The 1,292-nt window shown below is 59.5% G+C and carries 2 protein-coding genes; both read left to right on the forward strand.

The genetic code is table 11. The features are described 5' to 3' along the window. On the forward strand, positions 1 to 738 hold a 738-nt coding region (locus AC2FNB_RS21265; RefSeq protein WP_496748712.1), incomplete at its 5' end, for a recombinase family protein. Positions 739 to 872: 134 nt separating this feature from the next. After that, on the forward strand, positions 873 to 1,292 hold a 420-nt coding region (locus AC2FNB_RS21270; protein ID WP_496748713.1), incomplete at its 3' end, for a MerR family DNA-binding transcriptional regulator.

The following is a 1,292-nucleotide window of genomic DNA, read 5'->3' on the forward strand; positions in this document are numbered from 1 at the left end:
GTTCTGGAGCGCGTGGACCACGGCGACACGCTGGTCGTCGTGCGGATTGATCGGCTTGCGCGGTCTTTGTCGCACCTTCTCGAGGTGATCGAGCGTCTGGAGGCAAAGGGTGCCTTCTTCCGCTCGCTCCATGACCCGATCGATACTACCTCGCCTCAGGGCAAGTTCACCTTGCAGGTCCTCGGTGCCGCGGCGGAGTTTGAACGCGCTCTGATCCGCGAGCGTACCAAGGCGGGTCTTGCCTCTGCGCGCGCCAAAGGTCGCGTTGGTGGCAATCCTGGGCTAAGCGCCAAGGATCCCGCCGCGCTGCGTAAGGTGCGGCTGGCGCGACAGGACGGCTACATGGAGCGCTTGAACGAGACAGCTCAGGATTGGGTGCCCCATGTACGCCGCCTGCGGCCGGATATGGCCTGGGAAGACGTGCTGCGTATCATCAATGCTCCCCTGCCCCACGACCGCCACTGGACCCAAAGCCGTTTGCTCCGCGCCGTGAAGGCATACGTGGGGGACGGATTCCTGCCCGCTGAAGTGCTTGGACGCGCTGGACGTCGCGAAACCGATGATCGCCTGCCTGCGATTGTCGCCGCAATCAAAGGTGCTGACCCCGAGATCACCTTGCAGGCAATCTGCGACCGACTCGAATCCATGCGTGAGCGCACCCCTCGCGGTCGAACCAGTTGGCAGCCTTCCTCAGTCAGAATGCTGCTGGAGCGTGCCGAAAAGCTGGGGCTCCTCTGAAGATGACACTTGTGTTGGCCTAACCGACTGCCACTAAATCTAGAAAGTGCTTGCACGAATCTGGTTGGTCGGGCAATAGTCTCGAAAAATAACGCGCGGTCACATAAAAAACGCGCCCACGGATCGGGGCAGACATGAGCGAAGTAGAGCAGGATCTAGACATCGCCATCGGGCACTACGCGGAACTTCTCGCGTCGAACCTGCATGCTCAGCGCGCTGCCCACTTCCCGCCGGATGCAAAGAAGGTGATGCGCACTTTGACCAGCGGCGAAGCTGCCGAACTTCTTGGCGTTGATCATACCTATCTTCGTAAGCTTCATCGAGAAGGAAAGATCGTTGACGTCGAGACGACGGCTGGAAGTCATCGCCGCTATACGCTCGACGATATCTGGGAAATCCGTCAGACGCTTGAAGGAAATGCAAAGAAGTCTGGAACTTACGTGCCTGGACGTCGCGACGGTGACGAGCTTCAAGTCGTTTCAGTGGTGAACTTCAAGGGCGGGTCAGGCAAAACGACGACGTCTGCTCACCTGGCTCAACGCTTGGCGCTTAAG

This window comes from Ruegeria sp. BHSB058, assembly GCF_059613285.1.